At 68.8% G+C, this 25,762-nt stretch carries 18 protein-coding genes; 13 read left to right on the top strand and 5 right to left on the bottom strand.

Annotation, left to right across the window (positions count from 1 at the left end):
• The first annotated feature begins 134 nt into the window (after positions 1-134).
• On the top strand, positions 135-656 hold the full coding sequence (locus J9611_RS02620; RefSeq protein ID WP_211877504.1) for a gamma carbonic anhydrase family protein: 522 nt from the start codon (positions 135-137) through the stop codon (positions 654-656).
• 184 nt (positions 657-840) lie between these two features.
• Here J9611_RS02620 and J9611_RS02615 read toward each other — a convergent pair whose 3' ends face one another.
• Positions 841-2,538 (bottom strand): flavin monoamine oxidase family protein, encoded by a 1,698-nt coding sequence (locus J9611_RS02615; RefSeq protein ID WP_211877503.1) that lies wholly within the window; start codon positions 2,536-2,538, stop codon positions 841-843.
• The gene (locus tag J9611_RS02610) at positions 2,535-4,073 is read right to left on the bottom strand and encodes an amino acid permease (RefSeq protein ID WP_211877501.1); all 1,539 of its coding nucleotides are present in this window, start codon (positions 4,071-4,073) and stop codon (positions 2,535-2,537) included. Before J9611_RS02610 ends, J9611_RS02615 begins: the two co-directional genes overlap by 4 nt.
• A 112-nt stretch (positions 4,074-4,185) precedes the next feature.
• Between J9611_RS02610 and J9611_RS02605 the strand changes: the two genes are divergently transcribed.
• On the top strand, positions 4,186-5,910 hold the full coding sequence (locus J9611_RS02605) for a PucR family transcriptional regulator (RefSeq protein WP_211877500.1): 1,725 nt from the start codon (positions 4,186-4,188) through the stop codon (positions 5,908-5,910).
• Here J9611_RS02605 and J9611_RS02600 read toward each other — a convergent pair.
• A complete protein-coding gene (locus J9611_RS02600; RefSeq protein WP_211877508.1) occupies positions 5,889-6,701 on the bottom strand; it encodes a nitrilase-related carbon-nitrogen hydrolase in 813 nt (270 codons plus the stop codon). The two genes, J9611_RS02605 and J9611_RS02600, sit on opposite strands and share 22 nt — an antisense overlap.
• Before the next feature lie 248 nt (positions 6,702-6,949).
• Between J9611_RS02600 and J9611_RS02595 the strand changes: the two genes are divergently transcribed.
• From J9611_RS02595 to J9611_RS02550, 10 genes are all read left to right on the top strand, one after another.
• The gene (locus J9611_RS02595; RefSeq protein WP_211877498.1) at positions 6,950-8,140 is read left to right on the top strand and encodes an ROK family transcriptional regulator; all 1,191 of its coding nucleotides are present in this window, start codon (positions 6,950-6,952) and stop codon (positions 8,138-8,140) included.
• Between the two features lie 130 nt (positions 8,141-8,270).
• A complete protein-coding gene (gene mmsA, locus J9611_RS02590; RefSeq protein WP_211877496.1) occupies positions 8,271-9,875 on the top strand; it encodes a multiple monosaccharide ABC transporter ATP-binding protein in 1,605 nt (534 codons plus the stop codon).
• Entirely contained in the window at positions 9,872-11,140 is a 1,269-nt protein-coding gene (gene mmsB / locus J9611_RS02585; RefSeq protein ID WP_211877494.1) for a multiple monosaccharide ABC transporter permease, read from the top strand. Before mmsA ends, mmsB begins: the two co-directional genes overlap by 4 nt.
• A gap of 50 nt (positions 11,141-11,190) precedes the next feature.
• Positions 11,191-12,291 carry a substrate-binding domain-containing protein gene (locus J9611_RS02580; RefSeq protein ID WP_211877492.1) on the top strand — a complete coding sequence of 367 codons (1,101 nt, stop codon included), beginning with the start codon at positions 11,191-11,193 and terminating at the stop codon, positions 12,289-12,291.
• 226 nt (positions 12,292-12,517) lie between these two features.
• A complete protein-coding gene (locus J9611_RS02575) occupies positions 12,518-13,978 on the top strand; it encodes an ABC transporter permease (RefSeq protein WP_211877491.1) in 1,461 nt (486 codons plus the stop codon).
• A 2-nt stretch (positions 13,979-13,980) separates the two neighbouring features.
• Positions 13,981-14,688, top strand: a complete 708-nt coding sequence (locus J9611_RS02570; protein WP_211877490.1) for an ABC transporter ATP-binding protein — start codon at positions 13,981-13,983, stop codon at positions 14,686-14,688.
• Positions 14,689-14,835: 147 nt separating this feature from the next.
• Positions 14,836-15,906, top strand: a complete 1,071-nt coding sequence (locus J9611_RS02565; protein ID WP_211877488.1) for a Gfo/Idh/MocA family protein — start codon at positions 14,836-14,838, stop codon at positions 15,904-15,906.
• 122 nt (positions 15,907-16,028) lie between these two features.
• Positions 16,029-17,330, top strand: coding sequence for a hypothetical protein (locus tag J9611_RS02560; RefSeq protein ID WP_211877487.1), 1,302 nt, complete (start codon positions 16,029-16,031; stop codon positions 17,328-17,330).
• A 567-nt stretch (positions 17,331-17,897) separates the two neighbouring features.
• On the top strand, positions 17,898-19,103 hold the full coding sequence (locus J9611_RS02555; RefSeq protein ID WP_211877507.1) for a serine/threonine-protein kinase: 1,206 nt from the start codon (positions 17,898-17,900) through the stop codon (positions 19,101-19,103).
• On the top strand, positions 19,100-19,570 hold the full coding sequence (locus tag J9611_RS02550) for a mucin-associated surface protein (protein ID WP_246527279.1): 471 nt from the start codon (positions 19,100-19,102) through the stop codon (positions 19,568-19,570). Before J9611_RS02555 ends, J9611_RS02550 begins: the two co-directional genes overlap by 4 nt.
• 139 nt (positions 19,571-19,709) lie before the next feature.
• Here the strand turns inward: J9611_RS02550 and J9611_RS02545 are convergent, their stop codons facing one another.
• Both J9611_RS02545 and purH read right to left on the bottom strand, forming a co-directional pair.
• A complete protein-coding gene (locus J9611_RS02545; protein WP_211877479.1) occupies positions 19,710-21,932 on the bottom strand; it encodes an NADP-dependent isocitrate dehydrogenase in 2,223 nt (740 codons plus the stop codon).
• Between the two features lie 351 nt (positions 21,933-22,283).
• Positions 22,284-23,981, bottom strand: coding sequence for a bifunctional phosphoribosylaminoimidazolecarboxamide formyltransferase/IMP cyclohydrolase (gene purH / locus J9611_RS02540; protein ID WP_211877477.1), 1,698 nt, complete (start codon positions 23,979-23,981; stop codon positions 22,284-22,286).
• Positions 23,982-24,214: 233 nt separating this feature from the next.
• Here purH and J9611_RS02535 point away from each other — a divergent pair, with 233 nt between their 5' ends.
• Entirely contained in the window at positions 24,215-25,567 is a 1,353-nt protein-coding gene (locus J9611_RS02535) for an MFS transporter (RefSeq protein WP_211877476.1), read from the top strand.
• The last annotated feature ends 195 nt before the right edge of the window (positions 25,568-25,762 follow it).

The following is a 25,762-nucleotide window of genomic DNA, read 5'->3' as shown; positions in this document are numbered from 1 at the left end:
CGTTTTGGGCGCCCAAAACGACAACAAATGCGAGCCAGTTGGGTGGGCGCCGCCGTGGTGGGCGCGCCAGTGATGGCCGCGGTCCGGGGGCGTGATGCGGGGCGCTAAGCGGGGGCGTGTTCTAGGCTGGTGGCATGGCTCCCCTCTACGCTTTCGCCGGTGACACCCCGGCCGTCCACGACTCCGCCTTCGTCGCGCCGACCGCCTCGGTGATCGGCAGGGCCACGCTGGCCGAGAACTCGAGCGCCTTCTACGGCGTCTCCGTCCGCGCCGACACCGCCGCCATTACCGTGGGCGCCGGCAGCAACCTGCAGGACAACGTGGTGCTGCACGCGGACCCCGGCTTCCCCTGCACCGTGGGCGCCCGGGTCAGCGTCGGCCACGGTGCCGTGGTGCACGGCTGCACGGTCGAGGACGACTGCCTGATCGGCATGAGCGCCACGATCCTCAACGGCGCGGTGATCGGCACCGGATCCCTCGTCGCCGCCGGCGCGGTGGTCCTGGAAGGCACGGTCATCCCGCCGCGCTCGCTCGTCGCCGGCGTGCCGGCCAAGGTCAGGCGGGAGCTCAGCGACGAGGAGTTCGCCGGCATCCAGCACAATGCCGCGCACTACCAGGACCTGGCCCGGGCCCACCGGGAGCTGCACAACTCCTGACCGCCCGGGCGCCCGGTGGGCATTTTCCTTGTTCGTCCGGGGTTCCGGTCCGGGCGGCGGGGTGGCCCGGCTCAGGGACATGCCCCGCGCCGGGGCCGGCGGATGGGCATATTCCGGTTATGCCCGGTCCCGGCGCGAAGAATGGGCGGTGTCCTCCCGGCGCGAAGAGGTCTTGGCCTGTCACTCAGTCCAGCGAAATCGGCCCCAGCTCGTCCAGCAGGTCCCCGGGCCCCGGGTTGCCGGCCGGGGTCCGGCCGCCGAGGTGGTTGACCACGCCCCAGACCGCGTTCAGCCCGGTGGTGATGGCGCCTTCGGCCCAGCCCGCGGTGAAGGAGACGTCGTCGCCGGCAAGGAAGATCCCGCGCTGGGTTTCCGGCAGCTTGTCCTGCTTGAAGTGGCTGAAGAGACGCTGCTGGTAGCGGTAATGCCCGGGCAGGTTCGCCTTGAACGCGCCCATGAAGTTGGGGTCCGCTTCCCAGGAGACGGTGATCGGCTGGCCCACGATGTGGCTGGCGATGTCAACACCGGGGTAGATCTGGGCGAGCGAATGCAGCATCAGCTCGACCCGCTGGTCCGCATCCAGCGCCAGCCATTTGAGCGCGTCGTCGTTCCAGGTGTAGGACAGCAGGATCACCGCCGGCTGGTCCGGGCCATTGTCGAGCAGGTAGGTGGCGCGGTTCAGCCTGTCCGTGAGGGTCATGGACAGGACCTCGCGGCCGGTCGCCGGATCAATGTCCTTCCAGAACGGCCGGTCCACCATCACAAAGGTCTTGGACGACTGCATGTAGTGCGAGCGCTCGATCGCCGTCCACAGTTCCGCAGGGAAGAGCGATTCGTCGGTGTGGATCCGGGTGGACAGCAGCCACGACTGGCAGGTGGTCACCACGGCGGGGTAGGCGGACTCGCGGCCCCACCGCTCCCGGATGCGGAAGTCGCCGCTGCCCTCGCGGGCAATCCGGTCCACGGCGCCCCGCGGGGCACCGGCGTGCAGTGACGCCAGGGAAGTCCCGTCGGGCCAGTGGGCCATGCCCGACGGCGCGTGCTGCCAGAGTGCCTCCGGGAGCCGTTGCGCTCCGCCGGCAATGAGCCGGTGCGCATCGTCGGCGTCGGTGTAGACGACGCGCAGGATTTCGAGGATGGAGTTGGGGAAGTCCGTGTCCCAGCCGCCGGTTCCAAATCCCACCTGGCCGAACGCCTCCCGGTGCGCGAAGCCGGCTTCCTTGAACGAGTCGCTGCCGGCGATGAAGCCGTAGAAGGTCTGTTCGTCCAGGAGCGGGAGGAGCGCGTTCCAGAGCTCCTTGATCCTGGCGGTGTCCCGGGCCCGGATGGCGGCCTGCATTTGCGCGAACTGGGCGCCGTCGTTGACCGCGGCCTTCCACGCCTCCGCGACCTCCCGGAAGAACGGCGGGAGGTCCGCCGAAGTGGTGGCGTAGTGCTTCTGCCCGGCGAGCTCGATCACGGTGCTCGACGTCGCCGCCGCCAGCGGGTTCGGGAACTCCCGGGTTTGAAGTCCGAGCAGGTCCACGTAGTGGTAGAAGGCTTTGCCGGAGACCGGGAAGCGCATCCCGCCGAGGTCGGCGACGACGCCGGGCGCGGAGGGGAAGCTCGCCGTCCGCAGCCGGCCGCCGATCCGGTCCGCTTCGTAGAGGACCGGGCGCAGGCCAAGCTTCATCAGCTCGTAGGCGGCCACCAGCCCGGAGAGGCCGGCGCCGACCACCGCCACCTCGGTCCCGTACAACGCCGGCGGGACCGAGCCCAGGCCGTCCGGATGGGCCAGGTAGTGGTCATAGCTGAACGGGAAATCCGGGTTCAGCATGGTGATGGGCTGGTCAGCCGCTTGAGCGGCGGTTCCGGGGGCCGGCAGTTCGGTGGCGATGGTCATGAGATCCCTGCCTTCAGTTCCTGGGGTGTAGTGGTTTTGGCGGGTTGGAGGCCAGATAGTTCACGGTATTCCTCATGGCCCAGCGCGGCCACCCTGGAGTTCCGGCGGCCGTAGCCGAAGTAGGCGCCGACGCCGACCAGCATCCAGATCCCGAACACCGCCCAGGTTTCGGCGCCGAGGTTGGCCATCAGGTAGGCGCACATCAGGGCGCCGAGGATGGGCGTGAGCGGAAACAGCGGCACCCGGAAGCTGCGCTTGAGCTCCGGCCGGCTGCGCCGCAGGTAGATGACGGCGACGTTGACCAGGGCAAAGGCGAACAGGGTGCCGATGCTCGTGGCGTCGGCCAGGGCACCGAGCGGGATGAGGCCGGCGGTCAGCGCGACGGCGCTGCCCACGATCAGGGTCCCGGCCACCGGGGTGCCGGTCCGGGGCGAGACGCGGCCGAAGATGCTGGGGACCAGCCCGTCCCGTGCCATGGACAGCAGGATGCGGGTCTGCCCGTACAGCACGGTCAGCACGATGCTGGCGATGGCCAGGACGGCCCCGACGGCGAAGACCACCCCGACCCAGGGCTGTCCCGTGGTTTCTTCCAGGATTTTCACGAGGGCGGCTTCGGTGCCGTCGAACCAGCCCCACGGCCGGGCGCCAATGGCCGCGACGGCGACGAGCACGTAGATCGTGGTGACGATCAGCATCGAGAGCAGGATGGCCCGCGGCAGGTCCCGCTTCGGGTTCCGGGCTTCCTCGCCGGCGGTGGACGCGGCGTCGAATCCGATGTAGGAGAAAAAGACGCGGGACGCGGCGGCCGAGACGCCGGCGGCGCCCATCGGCATCAGCGGTTCGAAGTGTCCGCCGTTGAAGGCGGTGAAGGCCACGGCGCAGAAGAACAGCAGGATGCCGACCTTGATCAGCACGATGGCGGTGTTGATCCAGGCGCTTTCCTTGGCGCCACGGATCAGGAGCACCATCGCCAGGACCACGATCACGATCGCGGGCGCGTTGAGCACCCCGCCGTCGCCCGGCGGCGCGGCGATCGCGTCCGGCAGCGCCACGCCGAAGACCGCCAGGGCCTCGTTGACGTACTGTCCTGCCCCGACGGCGACGGCGGCCACGGAGACGGCGTACTCCAGGACCAGGCACCAGCCGCAGATCCAGGCCATGCCTTCGCCCATGGTGGCGTAGGTGTAGGAGTAGCTCGAGCCGGCGGCGGGAACCAGGCCGGCCATCTCCGCATAGGAAACGGCGGAGAGCAGGGCGGCAAGTCCGGCGATGGCAAAGGAAATCCAGATGGCCGGTCCGGCCAGCGGCACCGATTCGCCCAGGATGACGAGGATGCCGGTGCCAAGGGTGGCGCCGACGCTGATCATCGTCAGCTGGATCACGCCGAAGCTGCGGACCAGGCGCGTACCGCCGTGGCCCGTCTCCGCCTCGCTGACAAGCTGGCCGATCGGCTTGCGGCGAAGCAGTTGCGCGGCCAGGCCGGGACGGCGGCCCGTGGCCGTTTGGCGTTCCCTGGCAAGAGTTGGCACAGTCATCCTTGACGTCCTTATCTTCAGTAGTGGTCATTTTCCCCTCGTTCAGCGTAGGGGTGTGAGGCTGCTCTCATGATGGTGCAAAATGACCTATAGTCGTCATCCATGAGACTTAATGCACTTCAGTCCGGACCCCGGGAGGGCGGCAGCCGTGGCTGCTGACGCCCCGGAACGGCTCGGCTTCGTCACCCTGGCCCAGTTCCTGGCGCAGCTCCCGCCGGAGCTGAGGGTCCTGCACGACGCCGGCAACGGGGCGGGGCGGCTGCGCTGGGTGGAGCCGAGCGAGCTGGAGGACCCGACTCCCTACCTCCTCGACGGCGAATTCGTGCTGACGGCCGGTTTGCCGTTCCTCGGCGAGGGAGGCGGGGAGCCGCAGGTGGATGCCTATGTGCGACGCCTGGTCGGGGCGCACGTCGGTGCCCTGGGGTTCGGCCTCGAGCCCTACTTCGACGCCGTGCCGGAGGCCGTGGTGCAGGCCTGCCGGCGGCACAACCTGACCCTGGTCGAAGTCCCGCAGACCGTCCCGTTCGCCGCCGTCGGACTGGAATTCTCCCAGCTGCTGGAATCGGAGAACGCCAGGACGTTCCGGCAACTGGCCGATACCAACCGGCAGCTCATGCGTGCCGTGCTCTCGGCGCGGCCGGAACACGAGCTCCTGGCGGCGCTCGTGCAGCGGATTCCGGTCTGGGCGGTGCTGGTAGGGGCCGACGGACGGGTCCGCGCCCGGGGTGCGGCCACCCCGCAGGGAACAGGCAGGGCAGGCAGCGCCCGTGGCGCGGGCGCAGCCGTGGATCCGGCGGCGCTGCAGCCGCTGCTGGCACGGCTGCTGGCCGGCAGCGGACCCCGGGTGGAGGTGGACTCGTTCGACGCGGCCGGATCGTCCCGGGTTTTCGGCTATCCCCTGCGCAGCACCCGGGACGCCAATCTGGGCGCCCTGGTCCTGGGAACGGATGCGCCGCTGACCCCGGCCCAGAACAGCGTCGTCTCCTCCGCCGTCGGGCTCCTGGAACTGCTGGTGCGGCAACGCACCAGCGGCTCACTGGCCCCCAGCCAGCTCGCCACCGCGCTGCTGCTGCATCCGGAAAACGCGACGTCGGGAGGGGACCGGCACGTCAACGGCCTCAAGGACCTGCTGGCGCAGAGTGTCTCGTCCACCCGTTCCGGGCAGCTGCGGGTCGTGCTGGGCCTCCGCGTCGCCGGGGATGACAACAACTCCGTCCGGGGGCTGCTGGAATGGCGCAGGATGTTCGATACCAAGCTGGTGGAGCTCACCGAGTACGGCTTTGCCGCCATTACCCGGCTGAAAGTCGACGACGCCCTGCTGGCTGAGGTGGAACGGCCGGGATGGCGCCTCGTGATCGGGAGCGCCACCGACTTCGCCGGGCTGGCCGGCGCCTACCAGCGCGCCTCGTCCCTGCGCCCCCGCGTCCAGGCCACCGGCCGCAGCGTCCGGGCGGACGACGTCACCTGGTCCGTGGCCGGGCTGCTGGGCGAGGAGGCCGGCGCCATGCTGGCCGCCCGGCTGCTGGAACCCGTGCTGGCCCTTGAACCGGAACGCCGCGACACCCTGCTCGGCGTCCTGCGCGCCTGGCTTGGCGAGAACGGCAGCTGGGACGCGACGGCGAAAATCACGGGACTGCACCGCAACAGCGTCCGCCGCCAGATCGGCGTCCTCGCGGAGCTGCTGGGGACGGACTTCAGCCAGGCCCAGGCCCGCGCGGAATTCTGGATCGCGCTGCAGTACACCGGCGGGCTCCCGGGCCTTCCGGCGGCCCCGGACGCGGGGCGTGCCGGCCAGGAGCCCAGGCAGGAGGAGGGTCAGCTGCCCCAGGACCGGTAGGTCTCCGGCCGCAGGTCCCGCAGGTACGCCACATCCCCGCTGCCGGGATCCGCGGCAGGCTCCGGCAGCCCGGCAAACTCCAGCCTGGCAAACAGCAGCTCGTCCCCGGCCCCGGCGGCGGCCAGCAGCGAGCCGTCCGGGGCGGCCACGACGCTGCCGCCGAGGAAGTCACAGCCCTCCTCGGTGCCGGAGTGGTTGGCGTAGGCCACGGTCAGCCGGTTTTCCAGGGCCCGGGCCCTGACCAGCACGTGGGGCACGGCGTCGAACCCTTCGGACAGGGCTGTCGGAACCAGCACCAGCCCGGCCCCGCGCACGGCGGCAGCACGGACGGTCTCGGGGAACTCGACGTCGTAGCAGATCACCAGGGAGGTTTTGACCCCGTGGAAATCCACGACGCCGGGAGCCGCGCCGGCCGCGGCAAACGCCGCGCGCTCTTCCGGACCGAAGAGATGGACCTTGGCATAGCTGAGCAGCTCCGCCCCGGTCTCGTCCAGGAGGGTGGCCGTGATCTGCCACTCCCCCGCCGCCGTGACCGCGGGCAGGCTGTAGACCAGCCCGATGCCATGCCTGCGGGCGATGTCCGCGAGGGTCCGGCGGAGGGACGGCAGTACCGCAGGGTCCAGTTCCGCCCGGATCCTGCGCGGCGCGTACCCCACCGGGAACAGCTCCGGTGTCAGCAGCAGCTGCGCACCGGCAGCGGCGGCCTTGCCCGCAGCCTGCTCCACCGCCGCGCAGTTCGCGTCCATGTCCAGCACGTCGGCATTCGCCTGCAGCACGGCCAGCAGCACCACTACCACCTCAACTTCTCCACGGGGGCATCCGCAGCATGCAACATGCAGAATGCAACATACAGCACGCGGAAGCCCGGCCAATATCTCCTCCTGCCCAGCCTAGCCACGCCGCGATGCCGCCGGCCTGGTGCATTTCCGCCTGCCCGGGGCATCTGGAGGGCAGAATGCCCGGCCATGCCGGCAGCAGGCGACGCCGACGCATGCGTTAACTTCTTGACTGCACACCGGGAATGCGGGACGCTTCATTCATGCCCTCACCAACGAGCTCAACGAGGAGCCGGACCAAGAACCCCGGGTCGCAGTCGGCGCTCCGGCATCTGAACCAGCAGCGGATCATCGAATGCCTTCTGGCCGGACCGTCCACGCAGGCCGAGCTCGCACGGCAGACCGGCCTCTCCACGGCCACGGTCTCGAACATCGTCAGGATCATGCAGGAGGCAGGACTCGCTTCCACGGAACCGATCACCAGCTCCGGGCGGCGCGCCCTGAACGTCCGGCTGAACAGCAACGGCGCCGTCGCCGTGGGGATCGACTTCGGCCGCCGGCACCTGCGGGTGGTCCTGGCCTCGCTCAGTTACCACGTGCTCGCCAAGCAATCGGTCCTGCTCCCCCTGGGCCACCACGCCGAGGAAGGCATCACCGCCGCCGTCGGCGTCCTTGAGGCGCTGCTGGCTGAAAGCGGCGTGGAACGCAGCGCCCTGGTGGGCGCCGGCGTCGGCATTCCGGGGCCCATCGACCGCCGCACGGGAACCGTGGCGCAGGGCGCCATCCTGCCCGAATGGGTCGGCATCGACATCCTCCGCCGCCTCGAGGAAGCCCTGAAACTCCCCGTCTTTGTTGACAACGACGCCAATCTCGGCGCCCTGTCGGAGGTCACCTGGGGGCCGCACACCGGCATCAACAACCTGATGTTCCTGAAGATCGGCTCGGGCATCGGCGCGGGGCTGATCCTCAACGGCGCACCCTACTACGGCAACGTCGGGATCACCGGCGAAATCGGCCATGCCACCATCCATGAGCACGGGCTCGTCTGCCGGTGCGGAAACCGGGGCTGCCTGGAAACGGTCGCCTCCACCACCACCATGATCGAACTCCTGAGCCGCGGGGAGGACAGGCCGCTGGCGCCGGAAGACATCGTCCGCAAGGCCCTCGCCCGGGACCCTGCGGCGGTGCGGGTGGTGGACGACGCAGGGCTGGCCGTCGGACGCGCCCTGGGCAATGTGGCGAACCTGCTCAACCCCGAAGTGATCGTCGTGGGCGGGCCGCTGGCGGGCCTGGGCGACCTGCTCCTGGACCCCATCCGCCGGGGCCTGACCCGCCATGCGGTGCCCCTGATCGGCGAGACGACGACCCTCACCATGTCCTCCCTGGGCGACCGGGCCGAGGCCCTCGGGGCCACGGCGCTGGTCTTCCAGCACGCCGGAATCCGCCGGAATTGAGGTATTCGTTATCGGCCTGTTGCGTTAAAGACTTGACTACAAGGCATGTGATCCAGTTTACTTTTTCATCAGACGACCCTGTGCTTTGCAGGGCGGACAACGAAGTCATGCATTGGAGGCGTAAGGGAATATGACGTCCCTCGACACGCACAGCGATCCGATCATCCTCGAGATGCGCTCCATCACCAAGGAATTCCCCGGCGTTAAAGCCTTGTCCGAGGTAAGCCTGCGGGTGAAGGCCGGCGAGATCCACGCGATCTGCGGTGAGAACGGAGCCGGCAAATCCACGCTCATGAAGGTGCTGTCCGGCGTGTACCCGTACGGCAGCTATGAAGGCGACATCGTCTACCAGAGCGAAGTCCAGGAATTCAAGGACATCCGTGCCAGCGAGCGCGCGGGGATCGTGATCATCCACCAGGAACTCGCGCTGATCCCGGAACTGTCCATTATGGAGAACATCTTTCTCGGCAACGAACCCACCAAGCGCGGGGTGATCGACTGGGCCGAGGCCCGGACGCGCTCCACCGAGCTGCTGGCCCGGGTGGGCCTGCGGGACCATCCGGAAACCCCGGTCAAGGAAATCGGCGTCGGCAAGCAGCAGCTGGTCGAAATCGCCAAGGCCCTGAACAAGTCCGTGAAGCTCCTCATCCTGGACGAGCCCACGGCCGCCCTGAACGAATCCGATTCCCAGCACCTGCTGGACCTGATGCTCGGCCTGAAGGGCCGGGGGATCACGTCCATCATGATTTCCCACAAGCTCAACGAGATCGAGCAGATCGCGGATTCCATCACCATCATCCGCGACGGCAAGGCCATCGAAACCCTCGATGTCAAGGCCGACGGCGTCGATGAGGACCGCATCATCAAGGGCATGGTGGGCCGGACCCTGGAGTCCCGCTTCCCGGACCACGAGCCCAAGATCGGCGAGGTGTTCTTCGAGGTCAAGAACTGGAACGTGGGGCACCCGCAGATCCAGGACCGCATGGTCTGCAAGGACTCCAGCTTCTTCGTCCGCCGCGGCGAAATCGTCGGCTTCGCCGGGCTCATGGGCGCCGGGCGCACCGAGCTGGCCCGCTCGGTATTCGGGCGCTCCTACGGACGGTTCATCTCCGGCCACATCTACAAGGACGGCAAGGAACTCACCTTCCGCAACGTCAAGCAGGCCATCGACGCCAGGCTGGGCTACGTCACCGAGGACCGCAAGACCCTGGGACTGAACCTGCTGGACGATATCAAGGCCACCACGGTTTCGGCCGCACTGAAGAAGATCAGCAAGCACAACATTGTGGATGCCAACAAGGAATTCACGGTCGCAGAGCAGTACCGGAAGTCGCTGCGCACCAAGACCCCTTCCGTTGAAGAGGGGGTGGCCAAGCTCTCCGGCGGCAACCAGCAGAAGGTGGTGCTGGCCAAGTGGATGTTCACGGACCCGGACCTCCTGATCCTGGACGAACCCACCCGCGGGATCGACGTCGGAGCGAAGTATGAGATTTACGGCATCATCCAGCAGCTGGCGAACCAGGGCAAGGGCGTCATCGTCATTTCCTCCGAACTCCCGGAGCTGCTGGGTCTTTCCGACCGCATCTACACCATCTTCGAAGGCGCCATCACCGGCGTCCTGGACAAAGACGAAGCCAGCCAGGAAAGCCTCATGAAGCTCATGACTTCCGCCCGCAAGACCGCCTTACCCTCTGGAAACCTTCCAGAACCTTCCGGACAAGGACCGACACAATGAACGCGCTCAAGAAACTCTTTGGCGGCAACACCCGCCAATTCGGCATGATCTTCGCCCTGGTTGCACTGATCGTCTTCTTCCAGATTTTCACAGAGGGCCGCACGCTCACCCCGGGCAACGTCATCAACCTCTTCAACGGCAACTCGTACATCCTGATCCTCGCGATCGGCATGGTCCTGGTGATCATCGCCGGCCACATCGACCTCTCGGTCGGCTCGATTGCGGCCTTCGTGGGCGTCAGCGTGGCACTCGCCATCCGCGACTGGGGCATCCCCTGGTACGCCGGCATCCTGCTGGGCCTGGCCCTCGGGGCCCTGATCGGGGCCTGGCAAGGGTTCTGGACGGCCTATGTGGGCATCCCTGCCTTCATCGTCACGCTGGCCGGCATGCTCCTCTTCCGCGGCTTCAACCAGTTCGTGGGCAAATCCAACACCATCCCCGTCCCCAAGGACTTCCAGTACATCGGCTCCGGCTACCTCCCGGAGGTGGGCCCCAACACAGGTTTCAACAACCTCACCGTGCTGCTGGGCCTGCTCGGCGTCGCGTTCGTGATCTTCAGCGAACTCCGCTCCCGCCGCAACGCGCAGGCACTCGGCGCCGAGGTCCCCGAAGGCTGGGTGGTCATCACCAAGCTGGTGCTGATCTGCGGCGCCATCCTCTACGCGACGTACCTGTTCGCCACCGGCCGCCCGGGAACGTCCTTCCCGATCCCCGGCCTGATCCTCGCCGTCCTCGTGATCATCTACGGCTTCATCGCCTCCAAGACCATCATCGGCCGCCACATCTACGCGGTCGGCGGCAACCGGCACGCCGCCGAGCTCTCGGGCGTCCAGTCCAAGAAGGTCAACTTCCTGGTGATGATGAACATGGCCATCCTCGCCGGGCTGGCGGGCATGATCTTCGTCGGCCGCTCCACCGCATCGGGCCCGTTCGACGGCGTCGGCTGGGAACTGGACGCCATCGCCGCCGTGTTCATCGGCGGCGCGGCAGTGACCGGCGGGGTGGGCACCGTGATCGGCTCGATCGTCGGCGGGCTCGTGATGGCCGTGCTGAACAACGGCCTGCAGCTTCTGGGCGTCGGCGCCGACCTCACCCAGATCATCAAGGGCCTCGTGCTCCTGATCGCCGTGGCGTTCGACGTCTACAACAAGAGCCAGGGCAAGAAATCGATCATCGGCATGATGATGAAGAACTTCGGCCGCAGCAGCGAAATCGGGCCCGACGAGACCACATCCACCAAAGAGGCCATTGCAAAGGGAGCCTAATCCGCCCCCCACGATTCTCCGCACACCACCTATAGAAAGTGAACCAAGCAATGCAACTGATTGGTAAAGCAGGAAAGGCAGCAGCCATCGCCGCCATTGCGGCACTGGCGCTCACGGCCTGCGGCCGTACCGACACCGGACCTTCCGGCGGCTCCAGCACCGGCGGCGAGGCATTCCCGAAGAACTCCTCGATCGGCGTCGCGCTGCCCCAGAAGACCAGTGAAAACTGGGTCCTGGCGGAAAAGCTGTTCAACGACGGCCTCAACGGCGCCGGCTTCAAGGCCGATGTGCAGTTCGCCAACGGCGGCGTTTCGGAGCAGCAGAACCAGATCAGCGCCATGGTCACCAAGGGTGCAAAGGTCATCATCGTCGGCGCGATCGACGGTGCGCAGCTGGGAACCCAGCTCAAGCAGGCCAAGGACTCCGGCGCAACGATCATCGCCTATGACCGCCTGCTGCTGAACACCGAGAACGTGGACTACTACGTGGCCTACGACAACTTCAAGGTGGGCGTGCTCCAGGGCCAGGCGCTGCTCAAGGGCATGCAGGCAAAGAACCCCTCCGGCCCGTACAACATCGAGCTGTTCGCCGGCTCTCCCGATGACGCCAATGCGAAGGTCTTCTTCGACGGCGCCATGAGCGTCCTCAAGCCGAAGATCGACGACGGCACCCTCAAGGTCCTCTCCGGCCAGACCTCCTTCGAGCAGGCAGTCACCCAGGGCTGGAAGGCGGAGAACGCCCAGCGCCGCGCCGACACCCTGCTAAGCGGCAGCTACGGCAGCGCCCCCCTGGACGGCGTCCTGTCCCCGAACGACCTTTTGGCCCGCGCCGTCCTGACCTCGGTCAAGGCCGCCGGCAAGCCGACTCCGGTCATCACCGGCCAGGACTCCGAGGTTGAGTCGGTCAAGTCCATCCTCGCCGGTGAGCAGTACTCCACCATCAACAAGGACACCCGCAAGCTCGTCGAGCACGCGATCACCATGGTCAAGGACATCCAGGCAGGCAAGACGCCCGAGATCAACGATGCCAAGTCCTACAACAACAAGGTCAAGACCGTCCCGGCGTACCTGCTGGAGCCGGTCATCGTGACCAAGGAGAACGTCAAGACGGCCTACGTGGACGATCCGGTACTCGGACCGCTGACGAAGTAGCCGGACCGGCGCAACGCACGAGCCCCGGCTCTCCCGCATGGGAGAGCCGGGGCTTTTTGCTGCCCGCCCGCTGCCTGCCGTCCGCTTTGTGCCGCGGGCAGGGTGCCGCCGGGCTGCGGCTTCACAGCGGACGCATAGCTTTCCCGTGCCTCCTGCACAGCGATGGCTACCAGTGTGGGAGCAGCCGCCGGCCAATCCGTCCGGCCCTGTTACCCCTAGGAGTACCGTGAACGTCCTTGCCCGGAGTGTTGGCAATGCCTTTCGAAACAAGGTCAGGACGGCCGCCGTCGTAGCCGTCCTGGCCGTGGCCATCGGCCTTGCCCTGTCCATGCTGGTGGCCAACCAGGCGGTGGCCGGGAAGGTCGCCGAGCTGAACGCCTCGGTGGGCACCGTCCTCACCGTCAACCCGGCCGGCGGCCAGGGCTTCGAGGGCGGCGGCGAGCCGTTGACGGCCGTGCAGGCCGCGACCGCGGCGGCGGTGCCGAACGTGAGCACCGTCGTCGGCACCAAGGCGCTGCGGCTGCGCAACGCCGCCGCCGCGGCCGCCCAGGCAGCAGCAGGACAGGGCGGCCGGGGCGGCCCCGGCGGGCAGTCCGCCACCACGGTGACCACCAGCCTGACCGCCGCCGTCGACGCCGGAACGCTCGGCAACCGCAACCAGGCCAGTTCCGGAACCACCGGAACGGGGACATCCGGGGGCGCGGCCACGCCGGCAGCACCGGCGTTCTCCCTGCCCATCACCGCCACCGGCGTCGGCGCGGAAGTGGACGCCGCCGGCAAGGCACTGGAACTGACGCAGGGAACGGGCCTGGGCGACTACAACGCCGCGTCCGCCGGCGCGCTGCTGGGAACCACGCTCGCCGAGAAGAACGGCCTGGCCGTGGGCTCGACCTTCACCATCAACGACCAGACCTTCACCGTGGCGGGCCTGTTCGACGCCGGCACCGCGTTCGGCAACAACGCCCTCTACCTGACCCTCCCGGCCGCCCAGACCCTTGCCGCGCTGCCCGGGGAACTCTCCACGCTGATCGTCACCGTCAATTCCATGGAAAACGTCGACGCCGCCAAGACCGCGCTGCAGGCCGCCCTCGGCTCCGACAAGGCCGACGTCAGCCAGGGCCAGCGCAACCTGCAGACCGCCGTCAGCTCCTTGGGCAGCGTCAAGAACATTTCCTTCATCGCCTTTGTCGCGGCCCTCGGGACCGCCGGCCTGATCATCCTGCTGATCATGGTCATGCTGGTCCGCGAGCGCCGCCGTGAAATCGGCGTGCTGAAGGCCATCGGCGCCCCGAACCGCACCGTGGGCCTGCAGTTCGTGCTCGAGGCGCTCGTGCTGGTCGCCCTGGGCAGCGTGGTGGGCGCCGCCGTCGCGTCCTTCGCCAGCGGCGGCATCGCCACTGCCCTGATCAGCTCCAACACCACCAGTGCCGCGGCAGCAGGCGGCGCGGGCACCGGGCAGCGCGGGGCAGGCGGCGGTGCCGGGTTCCCCGGCGGCGGCTTCCCCGGCGGCCAGGGGAACCCCTTCGGTGGCGCCAACCAGCTGCTGACCTCCGTGACCGCGAGCGCCTCCCCCGGCGTGATTGCCGCGGGCATCGCCGCGGTGTTCGGCGTCGCCATCATCGGGGCGCTGGTCCCGGCCCTGCTGACCGCCCGCATCCGTCCCATCGAAGTCCTCCGAGGAGAGTAGCCATGATCGAAGTCAAGAACCTGGTCCGCACGTTCAATTCCGGCGACAAAACCATCAAACCCGTCAACGACGTCAGCTTCGAGCTCGCACAGGGCACGCTGGCCTCGATCGTGGGCAAGAGCGGCAGCGGGAAGAGCACGCTCCTGTCCCTGCTCGGCGCCCTGGACAAGCCCACCAGCGGCGACGTCGTGGTCAACGGCGTGAGCCTGGCCGGCATGCCGGACAGCAAGCTCACCGAATACCGGCGGCGGGACATCGGCTTCGTGTTCCAGCAGTTCAACCTGATCCCGAATCTCTCCGCGGTGGACAACGTGATGCTGCCGATGGAGTTTGCCGGGATCCGCAAGGCCGCGCGGCGGGAGCGTGCCCGCGGGCTGCTCGAACAGGTCCAGCTCGATCCGGAGAAGCACGTCCGCCGCATCAACCGGCTCTCCGGCGGCGAGCAGCAGCGCGTCGCCATCGCCCGGGCGCTGGCCAACGCGCCCCGGCTGATCCTGGCCGACGAGCCCACCGGCAACCTGGACGAGCAGACCGGCGGGCACATCATAGAGCTGCTCAGCTCGCTGAGCCGTGACCACAACACCACGATCCTCGTCGTCACCCATGACCGCAGCCTGGCCAACAAGACCGAACGCCGTTTCCGGCTCCAGCAGGGCAGGCTCACGGAGGAGCCCGCCAGGACCCGCGCGACGGCGGCCTCGCCCGCCTGACCGCCGTACACCTCTGGCGCCGCGGAGGCTGGGGGCGGGTCCCGCGATCTGGACCCTCCCTCAGCTTTCGCGGCGATTTTGGAATCCCTCCCGCACGTTTCGCGGCCATTCCCGAAACCCTCCCGCAGCCGGTGAGAAGATGGCTCCATGACTGCCCCCATCGCGAAGCCCTGGCTGTTCAGCCAGCCGGACCAGGATCCCCGCACGGCCACCGGCGCCAGGCTCCGCTGGGGGGTCGTCGCCACCGGAGGCATCGCGGCGGCGGTGACCCGCGACCTCGGGCTGCTGTCCGACGCCGAGCTCTATGCCGTCAGCTCCCGCACCCAGGCCGCCGCGGGTGCCTTCGCCGCGGACTACGGCTTTGCCAGGGCCTACGGGGACGACGCCGGCCAAACGGGTTATGACCGGCTGCTCGCCGACGACGCCGTGGACATCGTCTACGTCGCGACCCCGCACGCCCATCATCACAAGATCGCGCTGGCCGCCCTGACCGCGGGCAAGCACGTCCTGTGCGAGAAGGCGCTGACCGTCAACGCGCGCGAAGCCTCCGAGCTGGTATCGCTGGCAAGGGCCAAGGGACTGTTCCTGATGGAGGCCATGTGGAGCCGTTTCCTGCCCAGCATGCAGCGGGCCTTCGAGATCGCCGCTTCCGGTGAGATCGGCGAGGTCAAGTGGGTCGGGGCGGATCTGGGCTTCCCGGCGCCGTACTCGCCCACCTCGCGGCTCTGGGCTCCGAAGGACGGCGGCGGTGCGCTGCTGGACCTGACCGTCTATCCGCTGCTGTGGGCGCTGGGCACCCTGGGTTTCCCGCAGACGGTCAGCGCCACGGGCTGGGTCAACGACGACGGCGTGGATGCCCAGAATGCCTTGACGCTTGGATACCACCATGGTGCACAGGCGCAGCTGACCTCCTCCCTGCTGGCACATGGCCCCCGCACGGCGACAGTCGCCGGCAGCCTGGGCTATCTCCAGACCAGCGGCTCGATCAACAACCCCAAGGAGATCCGGCTGAGGATCGGCTTCGACGAGCCGCGCAGCGAACAGTTCACCGTCGTCGGGCGGGGGTACAGTTACGAGCTCCGGGAGGTGACGCGCTGCATCCAGCAGGGGCTCACCGAGAGCCCGGTCATGCCGCTGGAGGATTCCCTGAACACCATGCGGCTGTTCGACGGCGTCCGCGCGCAGCTCGGGGTCAGCTACCCGAACGACGCCCGCTGACGGGCTTTTGAGTCCCTGAACCGGCCTGTTTCCACGAATTTTCGCGGGCACTCTGGACTCGCCCCTGCGGGCGGCCTTACCCTGTAGGCAATTGTCGAGGCTTCGGGAACGGGGGTGTGCGCGTGGAACCAGCATCAGTTCCCAGGCGTGCGCGCCGTACCGTCCGCCGGATTCTCCTGGCCGGCGCGGCCGGAATGGCGTGGCTGGCGCTCTCCGCGGCCGGCGCCAGCGCCGACGACGCCGTGGCTTACCGCCTCGCCCCGGGCGGCACCGGCGCCGCCGTCACGACGCCCAGTCCGGACCCGTACGACGTCACGCGCAGTGCCCTGGCCACGAATTCTGCCGGCCCCACAGCGGAAGCAACGGCTTTTGCTGTGGTTCCAGACCCAATTCTGCCGGCACCGGAACCCACAGCCTCCGCTCCGGCCCCCGCCCTGGGCACCCCGGCCCCCGTCGGTCCTGCTCCGGTCCCGACGCCGGACCCCGTTCCCGTCCCCGGCCCCGTTCAGGATCCGGTGGCCCCGGCCACTGACCCCATTCCCGTGCCGGTGCCGGGCCCCGCTGCCCAGGTGCAGGGGCCCGCGGCCCAGGTGCCGGGCCCCGCTGCCGAGGTGCCGGGGCCCGCGGCCCAGGTGCCGGGCCCCGCTGCCCAGGTGCCGGGCCCCCCGGCGACGGTGCCGGGCCCCCCGGCGACGGTGCCGGGGCCCGCGGCCCAGGTGCCGGGCCCCCCGGCGACGGTGCCCGATCCCACACTCCCGGCTGTGAACCCCGTCCGGCCGGTTCCGGGCCCCGGCCGGGTGCCACCGGTGGTGCGTCCGGCCATCTCACTGCCCGATCCGGTGAGTCCCCTTGCCGGAGACCTGGCCGCGGCACCTGGTCTTCCGGCTGCGTCGACGCCCGTGCCTCCGCCGGAAGCGGCGGTCACCTCGGGCGAGACTTCCGGATCGTTGCCTGGTTCCGCGGCTGCCAGGAAAGCCGCAGCAGCGCATCCGGCGGAAGGGCAGTCGACGGAATACCTGGTCGGCCCCAACGACGGCGGCCTCCCTCCCCTGTACGTTCCACCGCCCGGCTCCTACGGCGCCCTCTTCGCTGACGCTTTGCCGGACTCCGGGGAGCCTGCCGCCCCGCCGAATGCCCCCGCCCCGGGAAGCGCGGGCGCACCTCTGCCAAGCGGCACTGGCGGCCCTGCCGGCCCTGGCCCGTTGCACGGCGGCACAGGATTGCCGGCACCGGACGCTTTGCCGCCGGCCCCCGGCTCGGGCTCCGGCTCGGGCAATGGCCACTCCAACGGGCCCACGGGTACGGCTGCCTGGATTCCCGGCGTGTGCTTTTACCTGCCCACGACCGATGCCGACCCGATCCGCGGGCCGCTCCAGCACGCGCCTTCCGCCGTTTCCGCTGACCCCGGTTCTTCTCCTGACTAGTTAGGCCGTCCCTGTCTCCACAGGCACGGCCAATCGGGCTGCCATGGGCGCCCGCCATCAGTCATTCAGGAGATTTCCCTATGGACACCACCGTCCCCGGCCGGCCTTCCGGCACCCTCATCGCCACGGGGCTCCGCATTCCGGCGCCACCGCTGCCGTCTTCAGCGCGTCTTTCAACGCCTCCTTCAACGTGTCCTTCCACATCTCTGGTGCCGCCGCGGCGCCCGGTCTCAGCGGCCCCGCGGCCTACCGGGCACCAGCCGTCGTCGTCCCCTAGGGAGCGGCCTCCCTAAGGCAGCCCCCCGTTAAGGTCCTGTGACCGCCGGAGTGAAGTCGTTGGGTCCGTTTGGGGGACTCAACGGCATTCACTGGCTCCGGCGACATAGCGTCCGCCGGAGTGAAGTCGTTGGGTCCGCTGGGGGACTCAACGGCATTCACTGGCTCCGGCGACATAGCGTCCCTCGGTGTGGCCGGCTGCACGCAGCCTGGACTCAGGCCCACCGAGGGCGCGGACCCCGTAATATTCTTCAGGAGCGCCGCCGTGGCGCCCAGGGAAGGGACGGGGACATCGTGGATTTTTCGCCCGAAAGCGTCACGGCTGAGCTGCTGGGCGGCCGCTATCAACTGGGAGGAGTGATCGGCCGGGGCGGGATGGCTTCGGTCTACACCGCCAAGGACTTGAATCTCGGCCGGGACGTGGCGCTGAAACTCTTCGCGCCGCAGTCCGCCGATCCTGACGAACTCAGGCGCCAGGAGGCCGAGATCGAGCTGCTGGCCGGTCTGAATCATCCGAGCCTCGTGACCCTGTTCGATGCCGGGACGGACACGCGGATCCCGGGGGAACCGCGGCCCTTCCTGACCATGGAGCTGGTGGACGGCCAGGACCTCCGGACCAGGATCCGGCACAGTCCGGTGCCCTTGGACGAGCTGGCCGTCATCGGCGCGGGGGTAGCCGATGCCCTGGCGTATGTGCACTCGTTGGACATCATCCACCGTGACATCAAGCCGGCAAACATCCTGCTGGTGCGGGTCCGGCCCGGTGAGCCCCTGCGGCCGAAGCTCACGGACTTCGGCATCGCCCGGAGCCTGGACGCGACGAGGCTCACGACCACCGGCACGATGGTGGGGACGGCCGCCTATCTGAGCCCGGAACAGGCCAGGGGCGCGGATCTTGGCCCGGCCAGTGACATCTACTCGCTGGGGCTCGTCCTGCTCGAGTGCATCAAGGGCGGGATCGAGTATCCGGGCAGCGCCGTGGAGTCGGCCGTGGCCCGGCTGCACCGCGCCCCCGCCATCCCGGACAGCGTTCCGGCCGGATGGGCGCACCTGCTGCGGGCCATGACGGCCCTGGATCCTCTCGCCCGTCCCGGCGCCGCGGCTCTGGAGGCGGCGCTGCGCCAGGCCCTGGTCTCGCCCGGTTCCCTTCCCGGCATCCTCGCCGAAGCGCACACCAGGGTACTGCCGGCACCGCCGGTACGTCTCCCGCGGCTCCCGGACCCCGGCACGCACCCGCGGCACCAGCCGGCCCCCGACGGCGTGACGGCACCTCGGCGCTGCCGGAACCCGTTCGTGGCCCGCACCGTGGCCCGCTTCCGGCAGGCCCGACGCCGGACCCGGGCCGTCCTGCTCCTCGCCGCCGTCATCCTCTTCGCGGGAGCCGCCGTCGTTGTCGCTGTCGCCTCCCCGGGGGCGCCCGCCGTCGTCCCCTACCCGGCTGTCACCGGCACCCTGGGGGAACATCTGGACCAACTGCAGAAGAGCGTGGAGCCATGAGCCCCAGCACCACCGGCCGGCGCCGCCGTGGCCGCTGTCCCCGCCGGCGATCGGAAACTGCGGTCTTCCTGGCCTGCGCCGTCCTGTTTGCCGGTGCCCTGGCAGGCTGCGGCGCACCTCCCGAGTTGCGTCCCGACGCGGCCAGGGCGCTCCAGACCCAGGTTCTCGCCGTCACCGAGGCCGCGGCCGCCGAGGACCCGGCCGGTTCCCTGAGGCTGCTCGATGCACTCGCGACCAGGTTGGATCAGGCCGCCGCCAGCGGCGACGTTTCCTTCAAACGCCATCAAAACATCCAGGCCTCCATCGCCGCCGTCCGGACTGATCTCACCGCCCAGCAGGCCGCGGAGGAAGATGCGGCCCGGGCTGCGGCCGCGGCCGCCGCTGCCCCGCCGCCCGCCGTGGTGGTTCCCGCGCCGGTCCCGGCGAACAACGGCAAGGCCAAAGCGAAAGACAAGGGCAACGACTAGGGCCCTGCCCTGTCGGGCAACCCCGACGTGAAGCCCCGCTCAGATGAAGCCGGCTACGGAAAACGCCCAGCCTCCCGAAAGGGAGGCGGGGCGTTTTCGCTGCGGTATCGTGCTGCCGGCAGTGCGTTGGCAGGCGGTGCTACTTGCTGAGCAGGGCCAGCACTTCGCTGAACTTTGCCGAGGGGCGCATGACAGCGGTGACCTTCGCCGCGTCGGGGCGGTAGTAGCCCCCGATGTCAACCGGGGAGCCCTGGACGGCCAGGAGCTGGCCGGTGATGGTTTCCTCGCCGAAGTCCAGCGCGCCGGAGACAGCGGCGAAAGCCGCGGCCAGCTCGGCGTCGTCCGTCTGGCGTGCCAGCTCCTGGGCCCAGAACTTGGCCAGGTAGAAGTGGCTTCCGCGGTTGTCCAGCTCGCCGGCCTTGCGCTTCGGGGATTTGTCCTCGAGCAGGAAGGTGCCGGTGGCACGGTCCAGGGTGTCGGCCAGGATCTGCGCGCGGGCGTTGCCGGTGCTGGTGGCGAGGTGCTCGAAGCTCACGGCCAGGGCGAGGAACTCACCCAGGCTGTCCCAGCGCAGGTGGTTTTCCTTCAGCAGCTGCTGGACGTGCTTCGGCGCGGAGCCGCCGGCGCCGGTTTCGAAGAGGCCGCCGCCGTTGATCAGCGGGACCACGGAGAGCATCTTGGCGCTGGTGCCGAGCTCCAGGATCGGGAACAGGTCGGTGAGGTAGTCGCGGAGCACATTGCCGGTGACCGAAATGGTGTCCTCGCCCTTGCGGATGCGCTCCAGCGTGAAGGCGGTGGCCTCGTTCGGGGCCATGATGGCGATCTTCAGGCCCTCGGTGTCGTGGTCCTTCAGGTATTCCTCGACCTTGGCGATCATCTGGGCGTCGTGGGCGCGGCCCCTGTCCAGCCAGAAAACGGCCGGCATGGCGGAGGCGCGGGCACGGGTGACGGCCAGCTTGACCCAGTCGCGGATCGGCACATCCTTGGTCTGGCAGGCGCGCCAGATGTCGCCGGGGGCAACCTGGTGTTCAATCAGCACGGTCCCGGCGTCGTCGACGATCTGGACGGTGCCGGCGGCGGTGATCTCGAAGGTCTTGTCGTGGCTGCCGTATTCCTCCGCGGCCTGGGCCATGAGGCCGACGTTCGGGACGGTGCCCATGGTGGTCGGGTCGAAGGCTCCGTGGGCGCGGCAGTCGTCGATGACGACCTGGTAGATGCCGGCGTAGCTGCTGTCCGGGAGGACGGCGAGCGTGTCGGCTTCCTGCCCGTCGCGGCCCCACATGTGGCCGGAGCTGCGGATCATGGCCGGCATCGAGGCGTCGACGATGATGTCGGAAGGCACGTGCAGGTTGGTGATGCCCTTGTCGGAGTCGACCATGGCGAGCTCGGGTCCGTCGTTGAGGCCCTTGGTGATGAGGGCCTCGACGTCGCCACGGATGTCCTCGGGGAGGTCCTGGAGGCCGTTGAGGATGGAGGCGAGTCCGTTGTTCGGGCTCAGGCCGGCGGCGGCGATCTGCTTGCCGTAGGTGCCGAAGAGTTCGGAGAAGTACGCCGTGACGACGTGGCCGAAGATGATCGGGTCGGAGACCTTCATCATGGTGGCCTTCAGGTGGGCGGAGAACAGCACGCCCTCTTCCTTGGCCCGGGCCACCTGGGCTGCGAGGAACGCGTCCAGCGCGGCGGCGCGCATCACGGTGCCGTCGATGACCTCGCCGGCCAGGACGGGGAAGGACCGCTTCAGGACCTTGACCGTGCCGTCTTCCTTGACGAACTGGATCTTGATGTTGGTGTCGGCCCCGACGACGACGGACTTCTCATTGTCGCGGAAGTCATCGGTGCCCATGGTGGCGACGTTGGTCTGCGAATCCGGGCTCCAGGCTCCCATGCTGTGCGGGTTCTGCCGGGCGTAAGCCTTGACCGAGAGCGGTGCGCGGCGGTCGGAGTTGCCTTCGCGGAGCACCGGGTTGACGGCGGAGCCCTTGATCTTGTCGTAGCGGGAGCGGATGTCCGTCTCCTCGTCCGAGGAAGGGTTGTCCGGGTAATCCGGCAGCGCATAGCCCTTGCCCTGGAGTTCCGCGACGGCTGCCTTCAACTGGGGCACCGAGGCGCTGATGTTGGGAAGCTTGATGATGTTGGCTTCCGGGTTCTTGGCCAGGGCGCCGAGTTCGGCCAGGGCATCACTGACCCTCTGCTCTTCGGTGAGGTAGTCGCCGAAAGTGGCGATGATGCGGCCGGCCAGCGAGATGTCGCGGGTCTCCACTTCCACACCGGCCGTAGACGCGAACGCCTCGACGATCGGCAAGAACGAATAGGTAGCCAGCATCGGCGCTTCGTCGGTGTGGGTATAGATAATCTTGGCCATTGCTCGGGCGTCTCCTGAAAGTCTGCGGATATCCGGAATCGGGTGTTAGTTCGACACCTCTAACTTACCCGAGGTGGCCGGATTGGCTCTTCCCGGCGTCGGACGCGGGCCCTCCATGACGCCGCCACCCACCGGACATGCCCTCCGCCGGGCCTCCCCTGGTTGCTGCCGCGCACCGCATCAGCACCGGGGACATGCCCTCCGCTCAGGCCCGGGCCTGGACATATTCCCCTTATGCCCGGTCCCGGGCACAAGAAATGGACATGCCCCCCGGGGAGGGGAGGGCATGTCCATTCGGACCCCTAGAGGAAGAGCCAGAGGAAGCCAGAGGAAGCCAGAGGAAGCCCGTGGCTAGTGGAAGAAGTGCCGGGCCCCGGTGAAGTACATGGTGATGCCGGCGGCGTTGGCCGCGGCGACGACTTCCTCGTCCCGGACGGATCCGCCGGGCTGGACGACGGCGCGGACGCCGGCGTCGATCAGGATCTGCAGGCCGTCGGCGAACGGGAAGAACGCGTCCGAGGCTGCCACGGCGCCGCGGGCGCGCTCGGGGGCACCGCTGGCGCCCGGTTCCGCCGTAACGGCCGCAGCCCCACCGGCGCCGTCGACGTCGGACTGTACCGCGACGCCGAGGGTGTTGGCGCGCTCAACGGCGAGGCGGCAGGAATCGAGCCGGTTCACCTGGCCCATGCCGATACCCACCGCGGCGCCCTCGGAGGCGAGCAGGATGGCGTTGGACTTGGCCGCGCGACAGGCGGTCCAGGCGAAGGTGAGGTCGGCCAGCGTTGCGGCATCGGCGGCGTCGCCGGCGGCGAGGGTCCAGTTGGCCGGGTTGTCGCCCTCGGCGTCGACCTTGTCCGTGGCCTGCACGAGCATGCCGCCGGAGACCTGGCGGAACTCGGTCGGGTAGCGGCCGTAGCCCTCGGGCAGCGTCAGGAGTCGGATGTTTTTCTTCTTGGACAGGATCTCCACGGCCTCGTCCTCGAAACCGGGGGCGATGACGACCTCGGTGAAGATGCCGGCCACCGTGCTGGCCATGCCGGCGGTGACGGTGCGGTTGGCCGCGATCACGCCGCCGAATGCGGAGACCGGGTCGCAGGCGTGGGCCTTGGCGTGGGCGTCGGCGATCGGGTCGGCAGCGTCAGCCGAGCCCGTGGCCACGCCGCAGGGGTTGGCGTGCTTGATGATGGCCACGGCCGGCCCGGCGAAGTCGAACGCGGCGCGCAGGGCGGCGTCGGCGTCGACGAAGTTGTTGTAGCTCATCGCCTTGCCGTGCAACTGGTCGGCCTGCGCGATGCCGGCGGGGGCGGCCTTGTCCGCATACAGCGCCGCCTGCTGGTGCGGGTTTTCGCCGTAGCGCAGGACCTCGGAGCGTTCCAGCGCGAGGCCGGCGTAGGCGGGCCAGTCGATGACGCCGTCGCCGTCCTCGTCCCGGAACTGGCTCGCCGTCCAGGTCGCCACGGCGGTGTCGTAGGCCGCGGTGTGCGCGAAGGCCTTGGCGGCGAGCCGGCGTCGGGTCTTCAGGTCAAAGCCGCCCGAGGCGGCGGCCCTGACGACGTCGCCGTAGGAGGACGGGTCCACCACAATGGCGACGGCGGCGTGGTTCTTCGCTGCGGAGCGCACCATCGCGGGGCCGCCGATGTCGATCTGCTCGACGACGTCGTCCTGCGCGGCGCCGGACTTCACGGTCTCCACGAACGGGTAGAGGTTCACGACGACGAGGTCGAACGGCTCGATGTCCATGTCCGCGAGGGTCTGCATGTGGGCGGGGACGCGGCGGTCCGCGAGGATGCCGCCGTGCACGCGCGGGTGCAGGGTCTTGACACGGCCGTCAAGCATTTCCGGGGAGCCGGTGACTTCCTCGACTTCCTGCACCGGGATGCCGGCGGCGGCGATCTTCTTGGCGGTGGAGCCCGTGGAGACGATCTTGACGCCTGCCTCGTGCAGGCCCTTCGCGAGTTCCTCCAGACCGGTCTTGTCGTAGACCGAAACGAGGGCCCGGCGGATGGGAACACGGTCGATGGTTACACGGTCAGGCTGCGTAAGGCTCACAAAGGTCTCCGTCTTATCTCGCGGCAGCGCCGCAGGTGGTGGGATGGGGCCAGTTTATCGCGTCGCCGCGCCGGGACCTCCCGCGCGGCGGAGTACGCGCCGGACCGGGCGCCGGAGTTCGCGCCGGAGTTCGCGCCGGAGTGGGCGCCGGAGTGCGCGCCGGAGTGGGCGCCGGAGTGGGCGGCCTGCCCGGGGACCGCCGCCTGCCCGTAGAGTTTTCCCAGGAGGCTGAGATGAATACGTACACCACTGTGCCCAGCGGCGAACAGGTGGTCCAGGAACTGCCGTGGCGGTGGCGGGTCCAGGGCCGGATTTTCCTGATCGGCGGCCTGGGCTTCATGTTTGATGCCTGGGATGTGACGCTCAACGGCATCCTGATTCCGCTGCTGTCCAAGCACTGGTCACTGGGTCCCGGCGACGCCGCCTGGATCGGCGCCTCGAACCTGATCGGCATGGCCCTGGGCGCCTTCGTCTGGGGCACCATCGCGGACACGATCGGTCGCAAGAAGGCCTTCACCGCGACGCTGCTGATCTTCTCGCTGTTCACCGTGCTGGGCGCGTTCTCGCCCGACTTCCTCTGGTTCTGCGTGTTCCGTTTCATGGCAGGCTTCGGCCTGGGCGGCTGCATCCCGGTGGACTACGCGCTGGTGGGCGAGTTCACTCCCCGCCGGCAGCGCGGCCGGGTCCTGACCGCGATGGACGGCTGGTGGCCGGTGGGGGCGGCGCTGTGCGGCTTCGTGTCCGCCGGGCTCGTGGCGGCGTTCGCCGACTGGCGGCTGACCATGCTCGTGATGGTGCTCCCGGCGCTGCTGGTGTTCTGGATCCGGCGCAGCGTCCCGGAATCCCCCCTGTTCCTGATCCGCAAGGGCCGCCGCGAGGAGGCCGCCGCCGTGATCGATGGCCTGGTCGCTGCCACCGGCGCCGAGCCCCGCGCCTACAGCCTGCCCGCGCCGCAGGACGCGCCGCGGCTCTCCGCCGGCAGCGCGTGGACGCAGCTGCGCCTGCTGTGGCAGTTCAGCTGGAAGATCACGACGGCGGCCTGGGCGCTGTTCTTCAGCATCCTGCTGGTCTATTACCTGTCGCTGACGTGGATGCCCCGGATCCTGATCGGTGCCGGCTTCAAGGACTACGCGGCGTTCCTCACGACGGCGTCGATGTCCGCCGTCGGGCTCCTCGGCGTGGTGGTGGCCGGCCTGCTCGTGGAGCGCGTGGGCCGGAAGTGGATCCTGGCCATCACCGGTCCGCTGTCCGCGCTGACGCTGGTGATCGTCGCGGTGGTGGTGGACATCCCGACGGCGGCCGTGTTCTGGCTGCTCGTCTTCGGCTTCGTGGTGCAGGTGGCCATCCCCGTGCTGTACACGTACGTGTCCGAGCTGTACCCGACGGAGCTGCGCGGTTCGGGCTTCGGCTGGGCCTCGACGTTTTCGCGGCTCGGCGCCGGGTTCGGGCCGGTGGTCTTCGCGGCGGTCCTGTGGCCTGAACTGGGGCTGGCGACGTCGTTCGCCCTGGCCGGGGGCCTGGTGCTGCTGTCCGTGCTGTGGATGGCGTTCTTCTCCCCCGAGACCAAGCAGCGCCGCCTCGAGTAGGAGTCCCTCCTTATCCTCAACCCAACTGACTCGCAGCAGGGGCCTTTCTGAGGGTTCATGACGGCCCCTGCTGCGAGCTAGTGTTCCGTGTTAATGGTTTGTTTGCGTTTCATCTTGCCCAATAGATACTCCGCGGACTTGGTCCAGGTGAACGGTTTGGCGTCCTTGTTGTAGTTTTCGATGTACCGCTCCATG

It is taken from the genome of Pseudarthrobacter albicanus (assembly GCF_018224015.1).
Classification (GTDB): Bacteria; Actinomycetota; Actinomycetes; order Actinomycetales; family Micrococcaceae; genus Arthrobacter; species Arthrobacter albicanus.
This window is presented reverse-complemented; position numbering and strand designations above follow the sequence as displayed.

Coding starts and splice junctions, on each gene's coding strand:
- J9611_RS02550 (WP_246527279.1), top strand. CDS start 19,100: ATGAGCCCCAGCACCACCGGCCGGCGCCGCCGTGGCCGCTGTCCCCGC.
- mmsA (WP_211877496.1), top strand. CDS start 8,271: ATGACGTCCCTCGACACGCACAGCGATCCGATCATCCTCGAGATGCGC.
- J9611_RS02620 (WP_211877504.1), top strand. CDS start 135: ATGGCTCCCCTCTACGCTTTCGCCGGTGACACCCCGGCCGTCCACGAC.
- mmsB (WP_211877494.1), top strand. CDS start 9,872: ATGAACGCGCTCAAGAAACTCTTTGGCGGCAACACCCGCCAATTCGGC.
- J9611_RS02570 (WP_211877490.1), top strand. CDS start 13,981: ATGATCGAAGTCAAGAACCTGGTCCGCACGTTCAATTCCGGCGACAAA.
- J9611_RS02595 (WP_211877498.1), top strand. CDS start 6,950: ATGCCCTCACCAACGAGCTCAACGAGGAGCCGGACCAAGAACCCCGGG.
- J9611_RS02545 (WP_211877479.1), bottom strand. CDS start 21,932: ATGGCCAAGATTATCTATACCCACACCGACGAAGCGCCGATGCTGGCT.
- J9611_RS02580 (WP_211877492.1), top strand. CDS start 11,191: ATGCAACTGATTGGTAAAGCAGGAAAGGCAGCAGCCATCGCCGCCATT.
- J9611_RS02605 (WP_211877500.1), top strand. CDS start 4,186: ATGCACTTCAGTCCGGACCCCGGGAGGGCGGCAGCCGTGGCTGCTGAC.
- J9611_RS02565 (WP_211877488.1), top strand. CDS start 14,836: ATGACTGCCCCCATCGCGAAGCCCTGGCTGTTCAGCCAGCCGGACCAG.
- J9611_RS02535 (WP_211877476.1), top strand. CDS start 24,215: ATGAATACGTACACCACTGTGCCCAGCGGCGAACAGGTGGTCCAGGAA.
- J9611_RS02610 (WP_211877501.1), bottom strand. CDS start 4,073: ATGACTGTGCCAACTCTTGCCAGGGAACGCCAAACGGCCACGGGCCGC.
- J9611_RS02615 (WP_211877503.1), bottom strand. CDS start 2,538: ATGACCATCGCCACCGAACTGCCGGCCCCCGGAACCGCCGCTCAAGCG.